The following is a 17,500-nucleotide window of genomic DNA, read 5'->3' as shown; positions in this document are numbered from 1 at the left end:
CGCATGACCCTCGACGAGAAGCTGGCCCAGCTGGTCGGCTTCTGGGTCGACCAGGGCGACGAGGTCGTCGCCCCGATGGCGGGCGAGATGGCCTCGTCGACCGCATACGCCGACGCCACCGTCCATGGCCTCGGCCAGCTCACCCGCGTCTACGGAACGCGACCGGTCGACCCGATCGAACGGGCCGCGTGGTTGTGGGACGAACAGCGCCGGCTCGTCCGCGAGACACGTCTGGGCATCCCCGCGCTCGTGCACGAGGAGTGCTTGACGGGCCTGGCTGCATGGCAGGCGGCGACCTTCCCCACTCCCCTCGCGTGGGGCGCGGCGTTCGACCCGGAGCTCGTCGAGGAGACGGGCGCGCTGATCGGCGAGTCGATGCGCGAGCTCGGCATCCACCAGGGACTCGCACCCGTGCTCGATGTGATCCGCGATCCGCGCTGGGGCCGCGTCGACGAGTGCATCTCCGAAGACCCGTACGTCGTCGGCGTCATCGGCACCGCATACGTGCGAGGGCTGCAGAGCACGGGGGTGCACGCGACACTGAAGCACTTCGTGGGCTACTCGGGCTCGCAGGCGGGCCGCAACCACGCGCCGGTCCACGCGGGGCCCCGTGAGATCGCCGACGTCTTCCTCCCGCCGTTCGAGATGGCCGTCCGCGACGGCGGGGTGCGGTCGGTCATGAACTCCTACGCCGAGATCGACGGAGTCCCGGTCGCGGCAACTCCCGCGTACCTCACCGACCTGCTGCGCGACACGTGGGGCTTCGACGGCACCGTCGTGTCGGACTACTTCTCCGTCGCCTTCCTCCAGACGATGCACGCCGTCGCGCGAGACCGCGGCGAGGCCGCGCAGCTCGCTCTCGAGGCCGGCATCGACGTCGAGCTGCCGACCGGCGACGCCTACGTCGGACCGCTCGCCGAGCGGGTCCGTGCCGGGCAGGTCGACGAGGCACTCATCGACCGCGCCGTCCGCCGCGTGCTGATCCAGAAGGAGGAGCTGGGTCTGCTCGACGAGACGTTCGAGACCCCGCCGACGAGCGTCGACCTCGACTCGCCCGCGCACCGCGCCCTCGCCCGCCGGCTGGCCGAGGAGTCGGTGGTGCTGCTGAGCAACGACGGCGTCCTGCCGCTCGCGTCACCCCGCCGTGTCGCCGTGATCGGCCCCAACGGCGACAGCTCGGAGGCCCTCATGGGCTGCTACTCGTTCGCCAATCACGTGCTGGCCCACCACCCGGGCGTGCCGATGGGATTCGAGATCCCCACGCTCGCGGCATCCGTCGCCGAAGCGCTGCCGGGCGCCGACGTCACCGTCGTGCGCGGCTGCGAGGCCGAGGGCGATGACCGGTCGGGCTTCACCGAGGCGGCGGATGCCGCGAGCGCGGCTGATGTCGCGATCGTCGCGGTCGGCGACCGGGCGGGCCTCTTCGGGCGGGGCACCGTCGGCGAAGGGAACGACGCCGACTCGCTCGAGCTGCCGGGCGTGCAGCGCGAGCTGGTCGAGCGTCTCGTCGCGACCGGCACCCCGGTCGTGCTCGTCGTCCTGTCGGGCCGTCCCTATGCGATCGACTGGGCTCTGTCGGGCGAGCACGCCGTCGCGGCCGCGCTGCAGACGTTCTTCCCCGGAGAAGAGGGCGGACCCGCGATCGCGGCCGTCCTGAGCGGCGAGGTCTCGCCGTCGGGCCACCTGCCGGTGTCGCTCCCCCGATCGTCGGGCTCGCAGCCCTACAGCTATCTGCATCCGATCCTCGGCGGACCGAACGACATCACGAGCGCCGACAGCACCCCGGCGCTGCCCTTCGGGCACGGGATGAGCTACACCACGTTCGAGCGCGACGGTCTGTCGGTGGCGGAGTCGGTCTCGGCCGGAGACGCGTTCACGGCGACTGTCCGTGTGCGGAACACGGGCGAGCGCGCGGGCACCGACCTCGTGCAGCTCTACGCCCGCGACGTCCACGGAAGCGTGACGCGTCCGGTCGCGCAGCTGCTCGGCTTCGTCCGCGTGCACCTGGATGCCGGCGCCGAGGCGACCGTCTCGTTCGACGTCCCGACCGCGCGGCTGGCGTTCACGGGACGCGAGGGCGTGCGCATCGTCGAGCCCGGCGACATCGAGCTGTGGGTCGGACCGTCGTGCGCGGAGCGCGAGACCGAGGCGGCGACCGAGATCGTCGGCGACGTGCACCGCGTGACCGCATCCGACCGGCGCATCGTAGAGGTCTCGATCGAGCGGTGACCGGGGGTCGTGCGCGGCGGGATCGAGCGATAGTGTGCGGGCCATGTACAACGACTACGCAGGGCCCGCGGCGGCCTTCGGCATCGGCTTCGTCGTGCTCGGCATCGCGATCTACCTCGGCACGATCGCGCTCATCCTGTGGGTGAGCTACCTGCTGATGCGCACGGCGGTGAAGAACGGCATGCTCCTCGCGATGCGCGAGAGCGGCGGACAGTTCCCGGGTGGTGGCGGTGCTGGTGTCAGTGGTTATGGTGCCGGTCCGCGGCCTGCGGCGCCGCCGTACCCGCAGGCTCCGCCCGCGCCCGGCGGCCACGGTGCGCCGGGCGCTCCGGGTGGGCCCGCTGCTCCCGGTGGGCCCGGTCTCGGTGGTCCGCCTGCGCCGGGCGCTCCCGGCGGCCCCTCTGCTCCGGGTACCCCGGGGGGTCCGGGCGCTCCCGGTGGGCCGACCGGGCCGAGCGGGCCGACTTCCGGTGGCTCGAGCCCCGTGGGGTAAGCTGACCGAGCACCTTCGGGTGCGTGGGGCTGTAGTTCAATGGCAGAACATCTGCTTCCCAAGCAGATAGCGCGGGTTCGATTCCCGTCAGCCCCTCCAATGCGGAAGGGACGCGGCCAGCGGTCGCGCCCCTTCCGCATTTGTGGTGTTGCCGTCGGAACCGCCCCGCCCCGGGTGGGGACGATTCCCGTCAGCCCCTCCACTACGCGGCCCGGTGCCGGGATGCAAGGGATCGGAACCGACACCCCGGGCCGCGGCATCCTGCACCAGGGTGTCGGCCGAGAACCCTTGCATCAGGGTGCCGCGCCTGCGCCGCCTGAGGCGCCTCGCCGTGCAGCGCGACCCGGTGCCGGGATGCAAGAGATCAGAACCGACACCCCGGGCCGCGGCATCCTGCACCAGGGTGTCGGCCGAGAACCCTTGCATCCGCGCCCGCGCGCCGCACCCCGGGCGCTGCGACGGGCCCGGTCAGACTCCCGCGGCCGCGCCGACGAGCATCGCGCCCGCCGAGGCGAGCATGAGGCCGGCATGCACCCGATGGCGGGGATGCGGCAGCAGCCGCATATGGCGAGCCGTCACGACGGCCCATCCGACGACGAGGCCGCCCAGCACGACGAGCAGCCCCGTCGGCGACGTGTGGTCGTGACCCCGGACACCGAAAGAACCGCCGACGACACCGGAGCCGTCGCCCGCGCCGCCCATCGCCGCGGCGCACGCGGCCATGACGACGAGGCCGAGCGCGGCGTGCACCGCGAGGGGGCAGACCGCGCCGCGCGATGCGCGTCCGTCGACGCCAGGGCGCGACCCGGCGCACCGAGCGACGACCGCCAGCACGACGGCGAGCGCCAGCTGCGCGGCGACCCACCACACCGCAGGCACGGCACGCCACAGGGTCAGGTCGGCCATCGCCGCAGCCATGACGACCGACGCCGCGACGGCTGCCAGCTGCGTCCCGCGGGGACGGACGAGCAGCACCGCCGTGCCGACGACCGCGGCCACGAGCGCGCTCAGGTGCAACGCAGCCGACACCGCGTCACCCCGCCGTGAACCGACGCCACGACAGGGATGCGATGTCGGCGGGCGCCCCGGCCGCGAACTCGAGCGCGGCGGCCGCGACGTCGAGCGCGACGGTGAGCTTGGTCTCCCAGCGCAGGTGGTCGGGTTGCTCGGCGCGCGGACGCACCGAGATCCCGTCGCCGGCCACCGCGCCGAACGCGAGGGCGCGCTCCCGCGCATCCGGGATGCCGGCGAGCTCGGCGTTGTCGACGAGGCAGGTGTAGCGCGGCACGCTGGTCGTCTCGTACGGCGAGTACTCCCCCGCGGCGAGGCCCGGGTCGAGGAAGTGGTTCGTGTGCGCGAAGGTCTCGCCGCGCGACACGGGCAGTAGGGCCACGCCCGCGGGGGCGACCTCGATCGCCGCCGCGGACTCCCGGTCGACGACGGTGATCACACTGGATGCCGCGAGCGGCACCGACCTCGCGATCGCGGCGGCCTCGGCCACGCTCGCGGCACGGTCGAGGATCATCCGCGACAGCACGTGCACGGGCACCCCGGCCTGCGAGCCGTCGGAGCGGTGGTGGAGGATGTTGAAGTGCACGCCGACCCCCCGGTCGTTGACGCCGATCTTGGCCGGCTGCCCGAACTCCGCGAAGGCTGCGACACGCACCCCGGAGGCGCTCCGCCACCGGCGCACGAGGGTCTCGTTCGAGAGCGTCTGATGCCAGTCCCAGGTCTGCAGCGTGCGAGGCGCGCCGGTCTCGGGCACGTGGACGATCGTCGAGCACTCCATCGACGGGATCGACGGGGTCATCCGCGCGAGGATCTCGGTGCGAGCCGTGAGCATCAGCACGTCGGCGACCTCGAGGCCGCTGCCGGCGGCGAGGCCCCGGAACTCGGCGGCCACCTCCGGCGCATGCTCGGTGACCGCGGCACCGCACGCGAGCGCGACGTCGACGGCATCCGCCGCCGGCACACCGGACTGCGCGAACAGCTCGCGGTACGACGCGTGCGCCGCGCGCAGCTGCGGCGCCCAGGCCGCCCCCAGACGGCGCCCTTCTGCCTCGGGGTCCGTCGACTCGGCCGACCACTCGTGAACGATCATGATCCGGCTCCGATCCGCTCGATGAGGGCGCCCACGTCGCCGTGCGGGCAGCCCCGGGCGCGCGCCGCGGCGACGACCCGCTCGCGCACGTCCGCCGGCTTGTCCTGGCTCAGCTTGAACACCGCGCGCTGGTCGGTCACGGCGAAGCGGAACGAGACGACGCCCCCGACGATGCGCTCGAAGGTCGGCAGCGATCCGGTCGGGTCCCACGCGGTGGACTCGAGCGCCTCGAGCTCGTGCACCGTCCGGGTGACGACGTGCATGCTCTCGCTCGGGTCGTCCAGCACCGTCACGCGTGCCGTCAGGTGCACCGCGGCGTAGTCCCACGTCGGGACGTTCGGGTCGTCGGCGTACGCGGTTGGCGAGACGTAGCCGTGCGGCCCCGAGAACACCAGCAGCACCGGCTGCCCATCGTGCAGCGAGCGCCACTGCGGGTTCTTGCGCGCGATGTGTCCGAGCATCTCGCCGCCGACGAGGCCGTCGTCGGCGGCCAGGCGCTCGATGATGACGGGCGTGTGGGTGGCGACCGGCGCCTCATCGGCCGATCCGCCCGAGACGATGAGAGCGAAGGGGTTCGCCCGCACGAGGTCGGTGACCTCGTGCTGCGACGGGGCGCGGTAAGCGGGGAACTCGTGCACGGGTCAGCCCGCCGCGCAGAGGATGGCGTCCCACGCGGCCTCGCCCGCGAGGGTCGCGACGGCGGTGGGGTTGAGCGACAGACGTCCGCGCGCCGTGGCCGGGTCGGCGGGCAGGTCGATCTCGTCGGTCGTCAGCGCGAACAGGGTGTCGCCGTCCATCGAGGTGTGGAACGGCTGGATGCCGCGGTGCATCGAGCTGTGCACCTGCAGGGCGAACTGCTGCAGATCGGTGTCGCTCAGGCGGACGTTCGTCACGACCGCGGTGATCGTGGTGTTGCCCGAGACCCCGGCCGTGAGCCGCGCGTCGGCGATCGCGGCCTCGTAATCCTCGGCCGGGTGCCGCCGTGCGCCGCTCGTCTCGTCGTAGTTGCCGCGGACGATACGACCCGAACGGTCGATGATGACGCCGTACGGATTCAGGACCGTCACCACGAGCACCTTCACGTCGCCGACCTGCCGGAACGCGGCGCCCTGCCCCGTGAACTCCACGCGGGCGGGATCGACCTTGCCCGCCGAGGCGGACGCACCCCCGCCGACGCGGCCCACCTCGATGACTCCGTCGCGCGCCGCGTCGTACGCCGCGCGCCCGAGGGCGGCATCCGGGAACACGCCGTTGTCGCGCACGGAGTAGTCGTAGATGATCGCGCCCGAGACGAGTTGCAGCTCGTCGAAGCCCGCCCGGTGCTCGACCGTGCCGAACAGGGCCTCCGAGACGCCGGCGACGGCGGACAGTCCGTAGACCGAACCGCCGGCGAGGCAGATCGCATGGTTGAAGCTGTAGAGACCGCTCGCCCCCACCGCACCGCCGCGCCGGTCGGCGTACGTGCGCGCGCCATTCGGGATCGACAGCACCGTGGCGCCGGTCGGTCCTTCGGCGTACTCGGCGGTGCCGACGCGCACACCCGGGAAGTCGTAGGCGACCTCCCCGCGATCGGTGCCGTGCGCGGGGAGCAGAGCGAAGTCTCCGTTCGAGAGCCGGGGCCCCTGCGTGCGGACGGGGGCGAGACGGGGCGAAGGGGTCACGATGAGAGCTCCTGGAACAGTTGGCGCGAGTAGGGATGGGCGGGCGATTCGTAGAAGACGTCGGTGGAGGCGAGCTCGACGATCTCGCCCCGGCGCATGACGGCGACACGATGGGAGATGTACCGGACGGCGGCGAGGTCGTGCGAGATGAACAGCGCCGCGAAGGCGTGCTCGCGCTGCAGGTCCTGGATGAGGTTGAGGATCTGCGCCTGCACCGAGACGTCCAGCGCACTGACGGCCTCGTCGAACACGACGAACGCCGGGTGGGTCACGAGCGCCCGCGCGACGCTCACCCGTTGCAGCTGTCCACCGGAGAGCTGGTGCGGGCGCCGCTGCTCGAACGACACCGGAAGGCCGACGGAATCGAGCATCGCCCGAGCCCGCGCCTCGGCGGCGGCGCTGCGGCGCTCGTGCACGAGCAGCGGTTCGAGCACGGCGTCGAGCACGCTCGATCGCGGGTCGATCGCCCACCGCGGGTGCTGCAGCACGGCCTGGATGCGGCCGGCCCGCGACCGCAGACTCCGGGCGAGCGGGGCGCCCTCGAACCGGACGACGCCGCTGTCGGGTCGTTGCAGCCCGAGCACGACGGCCCCGGTCGTCGATTTCCCCGATCCGGATTCGCCCACGAGCCCGAGCGTCTCGCCGGGCGCGATGTCGAACGAGATGCCCGCCATCGCCTGCACGGAACGCCGCGCGGGACCGAACCCCGATGTGAAGCGCACCGAGACGTCGTCGAGCTCGACGACGGGTCGCCGGTCATCGGTCATGCCGTCACCTCCTGGTCCTGGTCCCGCTGCTCGCTGTCGCGGCGCAGCAGCTCGTCGGTGCGGATGCACAGACTCGAACGCGCGGAGGTCGGCTGCGGCCGGGTCGTCGCGCACGCCGCGACGCTGACGGGACAGCGCGCGCTGAAGGCGCATCCGGCCGACTCGCCGTGCAGCACCGGCGGCGAGCCGGGGATGCTGGCGAGCCGATCGCCTCGTCGCACGCGCGAGGGATCGGTCGCGGCGAGCGCTCGCGAGTAGGGGTGCACGGGTGCGCCGAGCACGTCGGCGGCACGGCCACGCTCGACCACCCGGCCGGCGTACATCACGGCGACCTCGTCGCACCATCGTGCGACGGCGGGCAGGTCGTGGCTGAGCCACAGGATCGTCGTGCCCAGCGAGCGGGCCTGCTCGAACATGAGCCGCACGACCTCCTCGCGCACCTGCGAGTCGAGGGCCGCGGTCGGCTCGTCGGCGATGAGCAGACGGGGTCGCCGGCACATCGCGAGCGCGATCGCGACGCGCTGCGCCATCCCGCCCGAGACCTGGTGGGGGTACAGCTTCAGCACACGGTCGGGGTTCTCGATCTGCATGGCCTCGAGCAGCTCGAGCAGGCGCGGTGTCGACGCGTCCCGTCCCATCGAGCGCAGCACGAGCTGCAGCTGACGTCCGATGCGCATCGTGGGGTCGAGCGATCCGATCGGGTCCTGTGCGATGTACGCGAGCTGGTCTCGGCGGTACCGGCGCAACGCGGTGGTACCGAGCGCCAGCACATCGATGCCGGCGACGCGGATGTCGCCGCGCACGACGGTCGCCGACTTCGGCTGCATCCGCCCGAGGACGGACGCGAGGGTGGACTTGCCCGACCCCGACTCGCCGACGAGGGCGAGCGACGAGCCGACGCCGATCTCGAGGTCGACGCCGTCGAGGGCGCGCACGGTGGTCGCACCGACGAAGTCGAGGGCGAGGTCGCGGATGATGACGGCGCTCATGTCAGCGACCTCGTCTCTCGGGGTTCGAGTCGGTCTCGCAGGCTGTCGCCCACGATGTTGATGCAGAGGATCGATACCACCAGCACCGCTCCGGGGACGATGAGCAGGTGCGGGGCGAGGGTCATGTAGAGGGTTCCCTGCTGGATGAGCAGGCCGAGCGACGCCTCGGGCACCTGCACTCCGAAGCCGAGGAAGCTCAGCCCTCCCTCGACGAGGATGGCGACGGACAGGGCGTAGCTCGCCTGAACGATCACGGTGCCGGCGATGTTGGGGAGCAGCCGCCGCGCGAAGATGACCGGGGTGCGCACGCCGCTGATGCGCGCCGAGACGATGAAGTCGCGTTCGGCGACCGAGCGCGTCGCCAGGCGTACGACGCGTGTCATCAGCGGGATGGTGATCGCCACGATGCTGATGATGGCCGCGGGCCGGCCGGGCCCGATCAGCGCCGAGACGAGGATCGCGAGCACGAGGGCCGGGAACGCGTAGAGGATGTCGACGACACGCATGACGACCTCGTTCGCGGCCCCGCCGAAGTAGCCCGCCGTCATCCCGAGGAGCACGCTGACCGCGGCCGAGCAGAGGACCGCGACGATCGAGACCACGAGCGTCGTGCCGATCCCCTCGAACAGGCGGGGCAGGAACGACCGCCCCAGGTTGTCGGTGCCGAGAGGCGCGTCGAACGCGGGCGGCTGGAACCGTCCGCCGATGGTCGCGCTGGTCGACCCGGCGACGCCCGTGAGGGTCGCGACGACCGTGATGACGACGATCGCCGCGAGCACGAGCATCGCGGTACGGGTGAGCACGTCGATCTCGCTCCATGCGACGCGCGTGCGGCGACGCGCGCTCGACAGCCGCTGGGTGGTGGTCGGTGTGACGGTCATCGCCGGCTCCCCCCGGTGAGGCGCAGCCTCGGGTCGAGCGCGTTCGAGACGAGGTCGACGACGAGGGCGGCGAGGATGAACACGGTCGCGGCGAGCAGAACCGCGGCCTGGATGATGGCGTAGTCGCGACGTCCGAGGGCGGTCTGCAGGTACGACCCCATCCCCGGCACGTTGAACACGAACTCGACGATGACGGTGCCGCCGAGCAGGACGGCGACCAGAGCTCCGACGATCGTGAGGATGGGCGCCGCCGCGTTGCGCACGACATGGTGACGGACGATGGACATGGGCGTCTCCCCCCGGGCGACGGCCGCCTGGATGTGCGGCTCGACGAGGACGTTGAGGACGGCGTCGCGTGTGTTGCGCGCGACCACGGCCACGCATCCAACCGCCAGGACCGCGACGGGCAGGACGAGCGAGCCGAAGAAGCGGGCGGGATCGTCCGCGAAGGCGGCGTACTGTCCGACCGAGACCCCGAGCCCGAGCGTCGACACGGCGAACACGAGCAGCCCGGCGAGCAGGAACTCGGGGATGCTGATGCCGAGAGCGCTCAGCAGCTTGCCGGCCGCCCCCGCCGATCCGTCCGCCCGGAGGGCTGCGACGAAGCCGAGGGGGATGCCGACGAGCAGCGTGACGACGATGGTGATGGCCGCGATGGTCGCGGTCACGGGCAGCCGGGCGGCGAACTCCTCCGTCACCGACACGTTCGAGACGAAGGAGTAGCCGAGGTCGCCCGTGAGCACTCCCCCGACCCAACGGAAGTACTGCTCGACGACGGGTGCGTCGAGGCCGGACTCGCCCACGGCCTGGGCCCGCTGCGCCTCGGTGGCGAGCGGACCCAGGACGAGGTCGGTGTAGTCGCCGGGCATCAGTCGCACGGAGGCGAAGATGAGCACCGAGACTCCGGCGAGCGTGAGAAGGGCGGCCAGCACGCGCCGGATCGACCACAGGATGACGGTCATGTCAGCCGGCGCGGAATTCGGTGATGCGTCGGAGGAAGTCGCCGTAGCCCTCGTCGGCGCTCAGCGTGGGGCTGAGCGACGCGGTGTTCCACCCGATCGTCGACGGCCGCAGCACGAGCGGGACCATCTCGCTCTGCTCGTCAGCCAGCGAGCACAGGTCGGCGAAAGTGGCCGCCCGGTCGCTGCCGGGCTCGGTCGACGCGCCCGCCGCGATCAGCTCGCCGAGTTCGGGCGATCCCGACATGAAGACCGCCGAGAAGCCGGCGAGCTGCGGGTTCCACCAGGTCGTGACCATCGCCGGGTCGGCGTAGCCCGCGAACCAGCTCAGCGCGAGGTCGAAGTCGGACGGCGCACCGTACACGCGTCCCGAGTAGGTCGCGTAGTCGAGCTGCTCGATCGAGACGTCGACGCCGATCTCGGCGAGGTTCTGCTGGATGACCTGCGCGATCTGGGCCAGGACCGGCTCGTCGGTGTAGACGAGCAGGTTCAGCTCGAGCCCGCCGACGGCGTCGACGGCTGCCTTCGCCGCCGAGAGGTCGCGGGCTGCGGACGGGAGCGAGGTCGGGTCGCACGAGTCGGGCAGTCCGACGGGTGTGACGCCCGTCGCCGCGGTCGCCCCTCCGAAGACGAGCTCGTTGATCGCGTCGCGGTCGATCGCGGAGTTAATGGCGAAGCGCACGTCCTCGTCGGCCAGCGCGGGATCGCCTCCGAGCGAGTTGATCATCAGGTAGTGGAAGTCGGTGTTGCGCTGCGTGGCGACGCGGGCGTCGGCGGTTCCCGAGAGCAGCGAGGCCGAGTCGGTGGAGTTCAGGATGGCGAGGTCGGCCGATCCGTCGCGCAACGCGGCGGCGCGCGTGGCCTCGTCGCCGACGATGTCGATCGTCAGTGACGAGAAGCCGAGGTCGGCGGCATCCGGGTGGTTCTCGTTGGGCACGAAGGTCCACTGCTCGTCCTGACGATGGGCCGACGCGACGAGCGGTCCGGTGCCCAGCATCTCCTGAGTGATGTCGATGGCCCCCGACTCGATCTCGGCGATCGGCAGGACGGCTGCCGGGGTATTCGCGAGCGCCGCGAGGAAGGCGGTGTACGGCTCGGAGAGCGTGACGGTTACCTCGAGATCGCCCGTCGCCTCGATGGATGCGACCGGGCCGAGCTGACCGGTCCACGTCACCGGGTTGTCGATCAGGCGCTGGAGGCTGCCGACGACGTCCGCCGCGGTCATGGGGCGGCCGTTCGAGAACACGGCGTCATCGGCCAGGGTGAACACGTACTCGGTGTCACTTGGTGTCTCCCACGATGTCGCGAGACCGGGGGCGACGGCGAGGTCCTCGTCGATCGTGGTGAGGGTTTCGTACACGAGTCCTTCGAGCATCCACGACCGTGCAGTCGCAGCGCCCTGGGGGTCGAGGCCGCTGGCCTCGGCGGTGTCGTAGTCGACCTGGACGACGAGCTCGCCGCCCGCGGGGGCGTCGGCGTCGGCGACGGCGATGAAGCCGGGCGCGACCTCGTCGGATGTCGCGGCCGGATCGGGTGCGGATGCGGCGCTGCATCCGGTGACGGCGAGGAGGGCGATCGTGCTGATCGCCACTCCCATTCGGGTGCGTGTTCTCATGGCGGTTCCTCTCGAGGTGCCGGCCCGCGATTCAGTGCGCGTGGCTCGACGGCGAAACGGGGAGGTGGTGCGAGTGGGGCGTGTGGTGCGGGTCGCCTCCGTGCCCGGGCGCCTCGTGGGCGCATGAGCAGGAGGACGCGGACGCCGGGACGTCCAGGGTCGGGTTCCGGTCGAAGAAGTCGTGGGGTGTGAGGACGAAGCCGCAGGTGTCCACCGGCATGATCGGCCAGTCCTCGAGCCGCGGGAAGTGCGTCAGGCCGAAGGTGTGCCAGAGCACGAGATCGGCCGACTCGAGGGACGCGTCGTCGGCGATGAACGCGGGAAGCCCTTGCTCGCCGACACTCTGATTGACGATGGTGCCGGCGGGGTAGCGCTCCTCCGGGTCGTACTCGGTGACCCAGAGGTCGGCGGTCGCGAAGCGGGCGCGTGATGCGATGACCGACTCGGGGTGGGCCTGCAGCACGGGCGTCCCCTCGGGGGTCAGCACGTACGAGACCGGACGATCGAAACGGTTGGTCGCGGTCGCGCTGCTGACTCGCCACGTACGACCGACCGATGCGTTCGCACGGCGCACGGCGCCGGACTCGCTGGTCAGGCGCGTCGCGGTGAACCCGATCGCCGTGCCGTGCGGGTTGCCCTCGTCGATCGGGACCGTCGTCACGTCGATCTCGTCGATCACGGCCGGCCCCTCGTCGACGGCCATGTCGAGCCGTGCGCAGAAGAGGTGCTGGTGGTACGGCGCGGCCAGTCCGGGCGCGAGCTCGCTCGCGAAGCGGCTGGTGCGCTCGTCGTAGGCGGCGGTGAAGACCAGGCCGGTCGCCTTCGCCTCGAACTCGATCTTGCCGTCGAGGTAGAGGTACCAGTAGAAGCCGTAGTCGTAGTTGCCGACCGTGACGAAGAACGACACCACGAGGCGCCGCTGACGCCGAACGTCGCTCGTCCCGGTGAACTGCTCGGTGTGCTTCCAGAGCACGCCGGCGTCCTCCTCGTGGATGCAGATCGCGTTGGGCAGCACCTTCACACCGCCGCGCGCGTCGGCGATCGGCACGTCGAGGTAGGTGATGTCGCCCACGCAGTCGCAGCCGAGTTCCAGGCTGTTGACGAGCCGGCCGAGCAGGTATTCGCCGGTGTCGAAGTAGTTCTGCCAGAAACGCACGGGGCCGGGATCGCCGTACGGCACGAGCATCTCGGCGATGGAGGCACGGTGGACGATGGGCCGGACGCGACCGGCATCCTCGAAACCGATCCCGTGCAGGACGAGCCCTTCGCGCATGTCGTAGCCGATGCGCAGCGACCACTTCTCCCACGTCAGCACGTCGCCCTCGAATGAGAAGCTCGGCCCCTCGGGCTGCTGGATGACGATCGGCTTCTGCGTCGTGCGCTCGGGGCCGAACGTTCCCGGCACGTGATAGTCGGCCGTCTCCTGCGGAATGGGCATGACCCCGGCATCGACGACCTGCGCGACGCTCCGCGAGCCGAGGTCGACGTAGGCCACGAGACCGTCGATCGGGTGCGCCCACGGCATCGTCTGCGGAGTCGGCTGGTGGTGGGCGAGCACCCGGGCGAGCCGGCGGCCCGCCTCTCCCTCGATCGGGTAGCGCCCGGCCGACAGCCCGGCGAGCGCGACGGTAGCCGGGTCGGTGATGCCCCGCAGGCGCAGCGCCGCGAGCCAGTCCTCGTCGACGGCCAGCAGGTCGCGGATGAGCGCGTGCTCCTCCTGCAACAGCGGAACCTGGCCGCTGACGTCGTGCTCGATCGGCACGTCCAGCGCCAGCTCGCCGGCGGCGAGATCGACGGAGATGTCGCGGGCGAGCCCGGTGCCCACGTCGAGCAGCTGCACCCGGGCGCGGCGCGGCACGTCGGCTCCGGCAGCGACCTCGCGGCGGTCGGGCTCGTCGAGCCCGATGTAGGCGATGCGGTGGTCGTCGTCGAGCGCGCCGTGGGTCCGAAGGATCTCAGCGGCGCGCAACAGCTCGGTCTCGGACAGCGTCGCGTAGGGCGCTCCCGACTCGTCGCCGAGGCGCCGCGAGCGCTGGGTGTGCGTGCTGGGGGTGCAGGAGCAGTTCATCGCATCTCCGGTTCGGGGGCACTGTCTTGTTCGGGCACTGTCTTGTTCGGGACCTGTCGGGTTCAGTGCCGGAACGTTCCGGCAAAAGTATGCGAGACCCCTGTTACGACGCAAGACCCGAATTGTTGCGGGCGCATTACGGTCCGATCGGTGTGGTTAGACTCGCCGCATGCACGGGTCCGGCAGAGCACGCCTCATCGATGTCGCCCGTCGTGCGGGCGTGGCCAAGACCACGGCATCCGATGCGCTCAGCGGCAGCGGGCGGGTCTCACCCGCCACCCGCGAGGCCGTCCTGGCCGCCGCGGCGGAGCTCGGCTACACCGTCAACGCGGCCGCACGCCATCTGCGCACGGGGTCGGTCGGCACGATCGGCATCGTGCTGCCCGAAGTGGTGTCGCGCTCGTCGTACTACATGGCGTTCACCTTCGGCATCGTCACCCACGCGGCTGCGCACGACGTCGACGTGACGATCGTCAGCCCCTCGGTGTCGTCCGGACGGTCACGCCCGCTCCGCGCCGACGGTCTCGTCATCGGCGACCCGCTCGCCGGCGACCCCGCCCTGCCGGCGCTGTTCGCCTCGGGCATCCCGATCGTGACGCAGGAGCATCTGCCGCCCGACGTCGACGGCGAGCCGGTCGGCGTGGTCTGGTCGTCGCACGAGTCGGGGATGCTGCGCCTGTTCGACGAGATCGACCGCACCGGCGCCCGCCATCCGGCCCTCATCGTCGCACCCGACTCGTCGGACTGGGGTCGTCAGCTCGTCTCGGGCTATCGGCGCGCGTGCCGCGACCGCGGTCTCGACCCCGTCCTCGCGCCCGTGACGTTCGAGGCGCCGTGGGTCGAGGTGCGCAACCGCACCGAACAGCTGCTCGCCGAGCGGCCCGAGACCGACGTCATCGTGTGCGGCCCCGACTCGAGCGCGATCGAGGTGACCGCGACGCTCGAGCGCCTGGGGCGCGTCATCGGCGAGGACATCACGGTCGTCTCGTGCGTCGACCACCCCTCGCTGCCCTACCTGCGCCCGTCGATCACCTCGATCGACCTCCGGGCGCGCGAGTCGGGCGTGGCCTGCGCCACCCTGCTGCTCGACGTCCTCGAGGGACGCAGCCCCCGCGGCACCGACGTCGAGTTCCCCATCGCCGTCGTCGCCCGTGATTCGACCGCCCACGCCCTCGAACGGATGCGCGCATGAGCGCGCCGCTCGCGGGCGTCGTCGTCGCCGATTTCTCGCGCGTGCTCGCCGGTCCGCTCGCCACGATGATGCTCGCCGACCTCGGTGCGCGGGTCATCAAGATCGAGCGTCCCGGAGCGGGCGACGACACCCGGGCGTGGGGACCGCCGTATGCGGCGTCCGGCATGACGACGTATTTCGAGGCGGCGAATCGCGGCAAATCCTCGATCGCGCTCGACCTGACCGACCCGGCCGACCGCGAGCGGGCGGAGGCGATCATCGCGCGCAGCGACGTCGTCATCGAGAACTTCCGCCCCGGGCAGTTCGCCCGGCTCGGCTTCGACTGGGAGACGCTGGCGCAGCGGCATCCCGGCCTCATCTACGCGTCGGTCAGCGGCTTCGGCAGCGCCGGCGGCGCCGACCTGCCGGGCTACGACTTCGTCGCACAGGCCGTCGGCGGGCTCATGCACATCACCGGCGACCGTGACGGCGAGGCGATGAAGGCCGGCGTCGCCCTCGTCGACGTGCTCACCGGCAAGGACGCGGTCATCGCGGTCCTCGCCGCGCTGCGGCGACGTGAGCTCACGGGGCGTGGATCGCGCGTCGAGGTCAACCTGCTGTCGAGTCTGCAGGCGGGGCTCGTGAACCAGATGTCCGCGCATCTCGGAGCGGCGACCGAGCCGGGCCGCCTGGGCAACCGGCATCCCTCGATCGCCCCCTACGAGGTGCTGCGCTGCAGCGACGGCCCGCTCGCGGTCGCCTGCGGCAACGACGTCCAGTTCGCCCGCATGACCACCGTGCTCGGGGTTCCCGGCCTCGCCGCCGATGCGCGGTTCGCGACGAACACCCTGCGCGTGAGCAACCGCGACGACCTCGCCGCCTCTCTCGAGGCCGCCCTCGCCGCCGAGCCCGCGGCGACGTGGGCGGAACGGCTCAACGCCGTCGGCGTCGCCGCGGGCGTCGTCGCGACGATCGGCGAGGGCATCGCGCTGGCCGATCGTCTGGGGCTCGATCCGGTCTACGACGCGGTCGGCGCGGACGGCCGGACATCGCGCCAGGTGCGGTCTCCCATCACCTGGGCGCCGCCCGTCGAGAGTGCGCGCACCGCGCCGCCCCGGCTCGGCGAGCACACCGACGAGGTGCTGCGCTGGCTCGCGGCCTCGGCCGACGACCTCAGCGGCTGACGCGCAGCGCGAGCCACAGCTCCGCACCCACGTCCGGATCGGTCAGCGACGCCCCCATGGCCCGCTCCGCGGCGGCGATGCGCTGACGCACGGTGTTGCGATGCACGCCGAGCATCCGAGCGGTCTGCTCCATGCGCTGGCCCGCCGCGAGGTGCGCCCGCACCGCGTCGCGCAGTCCGGGCGACCCGTCGAGCGCATCGAGCCAGAGCTCGACGCGGCGCGGGTGCTCGGTCACCGCGCCCGCGCCGTCCGCCGAACGCCACAGCGCGATCGCCCGGGCCGCCGCGGCCGGGGCCTCGTCGACCGGCACCGGGGCGCTGACCGCGCCGGCGTCGGAGACGTCGTCGGCGTCGAGCAGGGCGAGCCGCATCCCGTCCTCGATCGCCGACAGCAGATGGGGCTCCCCGTCGACGCCCGTGACCGCCACCCGCACCGTGCGGGGCAACGCGATCCCGCTCGCGCGCGCGAGCGAGCGAGCCGCCGCGGTCTCGCCGTCGAGCGCGAGGCGCGCGACCCACTCCCCCGGCGACGCCGCGCCGGCGGGAGCCGTGACCATCCGCAGCAGCGCCACCGCCGTGAGCGCGAGCTGACGGTCGGTGCGGGACAGCGGTCGCCCCGAGCCGATCACGAGGGCGCCGCGCATCCGTCCGCCCGTGGTCACCGGAAAGGCCACGGCGACCGATCCGTGCGACGCGAAGGAGGCCGCGGCGGCGCCCGAGCGTCGCAGCGAGGCCTCGACATCGGCGATGACGGCAGGCAGCATCCCGGCGAGCGCCGGTGGATGCAGCAGTGCGGCGCCGTCGTGTCGCGACGCCGGCACCCACGCCGCCCAGCCGCCGACGGCCTCCGCGATCGCCCGGGCGATGGCGGGGCGGGGCTCGTCGCCCGTCGCGGCCTCCGCCAGTCGGGTGTGGGCCGACGCGGCGCGCAGACCCGCGTCGCGCTCGAGTCGGCGCTCGAGGGTCATGAGGGCGCGGGAGACCGCGAGGAACGGCACACCGTCGGGCACGACGAACAGTGCGACACCGGCATCCGCGCACCGCGCCGCGAACCCGGGCGGCGGTGCATCCCATCCCTCGCCGAGGCCCAGCCCGAGGGCTCCGACGTCGTGCGCCGCGAGCGAGGCGACGTACGCGGCGTCGCCGTCGTGCCCGGTGAGGGGGATGCCCGTGGTCAGCAGCAGCTCGCCGCCCGCGAGGTAGCGGCCGGGGGACGCGAGCTCGGAGACGTGCACGCCGCTGATGATCCGTGCGGGCGGGAACGGGGTGACAGGGGCGAGCGCGCCGTCGGCGGCATCGACGAGGGCGGCGAGAGACGGCACGGGTTCATTGTGCAGCATGCACAGGCGAGGAGATGATCCGTGCGAATCGCCCCGTTCCGGA

General features: G+C 72.2%; 15 protein-coding genes and 1 tRNA gene. 5 read left to right on the top strand and 11 right to left on the bottom strand.

The annotated features are described in order from the left end of the window. Nucleotides 1-3: 3 nt before the first annotated feature. The 3 genes from AA0Y20_RS04655 to AA0Y20_RS04645 all read left to right on the top strand — a co-directional run bounded on the left by AA0Y20_RS04655 (nucleotide 4) and on the right by AA0Y20_RS04645 (nucleotide 2,821). Nucleotides 4-2,229: a beta-glucosidase gene (locus tag AA0Y20_RS04655; protein ID WP_412939703.1), complete on the top strand. Its 2,226-nt coding sequence runs from the start codon at nucleotides 4-6 to the stop codon at nucleotides 2,227-2,229. Between the two features lie 43 nt (nucleotides 2,230-2,272). Further along, nucleotides 2,273-2,722: a hypothetical protein gene (locus AA0Y20_RS04650; RefSeq protein ID WP_412937746.1), complete on the top strand. Its 450-nt coding sequence runs from the start codon at nucleotides 2,273-2,275 to the stop codon at nucleotides 2,720-2,722. Nucleotides 2,723-2,747: 25 nt separating this feature from the next. Beyond that, a tRNA-Gly gene (locus AA0Y20_RS04645) sits at nucleotides 2,748-2,821 on the top strand. A 369-nt stretch (nucleotides 2,822-3,190) separates the two neighbouring features. Here the strand turns inward: AA0Y20_RS04645 and AA0Y20_RS04640 are convergent. From AA0Y20_RS04640 to AA0Y20_RS04595, 10 genes are read right to left on the bottom strand one after another with little or no spacing between them, the layout of a single operon-like run. Then, a complete protein-coding gene (locus AA0Y20_RS04640; protein WP_412937745.1) occupies nucleotides 3,191-3,751 on the bottom strand; it encodes a hypothetical protein in 561 nt (186 codons plus the stop codon). 4 nt (nucleotides 3,752-3,755) lie between these two features. After that, nucleotides 3,756-4,823, bottom strand: coding sequence for a C45 family autoproteolytic acyltransferase/hydolase (locus AA0Y20_RS04635; protein WP_412937744.1), 1,068 nt, complete (start codon nucleotides 4,821-4,823; stop codon nucleotides 3,756-3,758). After that, nucleotides 4,820-5,461: an FMN-binding negative transcriptional regulator gene (locus AA0Y20_RS04630; protein WP_412937742.1), complete on the bottom strand. Its 642-nt coding sequence runs from the start codon at nucleotides 5,459-5,461 to the stop codon at nucleotides 4,820-4,822. Before AA0Y20_RS04630 ends, AA0Y20_RS04635 begins: the two co-directional genes overlap by 4 nt. Nucleotides 5,462-5,464: 3 nt before the next feature. Next, a complete protein-coding gene (locus AA0Y20_RS04625; protein WP_412937741.1) occupies nucleotides 5,465-6,484 on the bottom strand; it encodes a P1 family peptidase in 1,020 nt (339 codons plus the stop codon). Further along, nucleotides 6,481-7,251, bottom strand: a complete 771-nt coding sequence (locus tag AA0Y20_RS04620; RefSeq protein WP_023952855.1) for an ATP-binding cassette domain-containing protein — start codon at nucleotides 7,249-7,251, stop codon at nucleotides 6,481-6,483. Before AA0Y20_RS04620 ends, AA0Y20_RS04625 begins: the two co-directional genes overlap by 4 nt. After that, a complete protein-coding gene (locus tag AA0Y20_RS04615; RefSeq protein ID WP_412937740.1) occupies nucleotides 7,248-8,240 on the bottom strand; it encodes an ABC transporter ATP-binding protein in 993 nt (330 codons plus the stop codon). The genes AA0Y20_RS04620 and AA0Y20_RS04615 overlap by 4 nt, the downstream gene beginning before the upstream one ends. After that, nucleotides 8,237-9,121 (bottom strand): ABC transporter permease, encoded by an 885-nt coding sequence (locus tag AA0Y20_RS04610; protein ID WP_412937739.1) that lies wholly within the window; start codon nucleotides 9,119-9,121, stop codon nucleotides 8,237-8,239. Before AA0Y20_RS04610 ends, AA0Y20_RS04615 begins: the two co-directional genes overlap by 4 nt. Then, on the bottom strand, nucleotides 9,118-10,083 hold the full coding sequence (locus AA0Y20_RS04605) for an ABC transporter permease (protein WP_412937738.1): 966 nt from the start codon (nucleotides 10,081-10,083) through the stop codon (nucleotides 9,118-9,120). Before AA0Y20_RS04605 ends, AA0Y20_RS04610 begins: the two co-directional genes overlap by 4 nt. A 1-nt stretch (nucleotide 10,084) precedes the next feature. Then, nucleotides 10,085-11,695 carry an ABC transporter substrate-binding protein gene (locus AA0Y20_RS04600; RefSeq protein ID WP_412937737.1) on the bottom strand — a complete coding sequence of 537 codons (1,611 nt, stop codon included), beginning with the start codon at nucleotides 11,693-11,695 and terminating at the stop codon, nucleotides 10,085-10,087. A gap of 31 nt (nucleotides 11,696-11,726) precedes the next feature. Beyond that, nucleotides 11,727-13,763 (bottom strand): primary-amine oxidase, encoded by a 2,037-nt coding sequence (locus AA0Y20_RS04595; RefSeq protein ID WP_412937736.1) that lies wholly within the window; start codon nucleotides 13,761-13,763, stop codon nucleotides 11,727-11,729. Nucleotides 13,764-13,932: 169 nt separating this feature from the next. Here AA0Y20_RS04595 and AA0Y20_RS04590 point away from each other — a divergent pair, with 169 nt between their 5' ends. Then, complete coding sequence (locus AA0Y20_RS04590; protein ID WP_412937735.1) at nucleotides 13,933-14,955, top strand: LacI family DNA-binding transcriptional regulator; 1,023 nt, start codon at nucleotides 13,933-13,935, stop codon at nucleotides 14,953-14,955. Further along, a complete protein-coding gene (locus AA0Y20_RS04585; protein ID WP_412937733.1) occupies nucleotides 14,952-16,118 on the top strand; it encodes a CaiB/BaiF CoA transferase family protein in 1,167 nt (388 codons plus the stop codon). Before AA0Y20_RS04590 ends, AA0Y20_RS04585 begins: the two co-directional genes overlap by 4 nt. Here AA0Y20_RS04585 and AA0Y20_RS04580 read toward each other — a convergent pair. Continuing rightward, entirely contained in the window at nucleotides 16,108-17,439 is a 1,332-nt protein-coding gene (locus AA0Y20_RS04580) for a PucR family transcriptional regulator ligand-binding domain-containing protein (RefSeq protein ID WP_412937732.1), read from the bottom strand. The two genes, AA0Y20_RS04585 and AA0Y20_RS04580, sit on opposite strands and share 11 nt — an antisense overlap. Nucleotides 17,440-17,500 lie beyond the last annotated feature (61 nt).

The organism is Microbacterium pratiae, from assembly GCF_047302165.1.
Lineage (GTDB): Bacteria > Actinomycetota > Actinomycetes > Actinomycetales > Microbacteriaceae > Microbacterium.
Note: the sequence above shows the minus strand (reverse complement) of the source record. Positions and strands in the feature narration are given on the sequence as shown.